Source organism: Pseudoalteromonas sp. P1-25 (assembly GCF_001401805.1).
GTDB lineage: Bacteria > Pseudomonadota > Gammaproteobacteria > Enterobacterales > Alteromonadaceae > Pseudoalteromonas.
This window is the reverse complement of sequence record NZ_LKDW01000086.1, coordinates 1-491: the sequence shown is the minus strand read 5'-3', so window position 1 is coordinate 491 and position 491 is coordinate 1. Positions and strand designations below refer to the sequence as shown.

At 40.7% G+C, this 491-nt stretch carries 2 tRNA genes; both read right to left on the bottom strand.

Annotation, left to right across the window (positions count from 1 at the left end):
- Nucleotides 1-178 precede the first annotated feature (178 nt).
- Nucleotides 179-254, bottom strand: a tRNA-Ala gene (locus AN393_RS19650).
- Between the two features lie 43 nt (nt 255-297).
- Nucleotides 298-374, bottom strand: a tRNA-Ile gene (locus tag AN393_RS19645).
- Between the last annotated feature and the right edge of the window lie 117 nt (nt 375-491).

Genomic DNA, 491 nt, shown 5'->3' with positions numbered 1-491 from the left:
CAATGGCATTTTTTACTTTTGAAAACTCTTGATAAATACGAATATTTATCAGAATTTTATTATCAGCTTTTCCAAATTTTTAAAGAGCAGAGAATCAAAAACTTCTCAAAATTAAACACACTCTATTCTCAGGTGCTATTGCTACCCGATAAAGAATATTTATTTTTAAGAAGTAAAGTGGTGGAGCTAAGCAGGATCGAACTGCTGACCTCCTGCGTGCAAGGCAGGCGCTCTCCCAGCTGAGCTATAGCCCCACATATGCTGGTCTTATTGTCTGTTATGACACTTCAAAAGAAGTGGTGGGTCTGGGTGGATTTGAACCACCGACCTCACCCTTATCAGGGGTGCGCTCTAACCAACTGAGCTACAGACCCAAACAATAAGTGTTGTTCTCTTTACAATTAACAATCATCTGTGTGGACACTACGAACAAATAAGTTCTAAATCGTATAAGGAGGTGATCCAGCCCCAGGTTCCCCTAGGGCTACCTT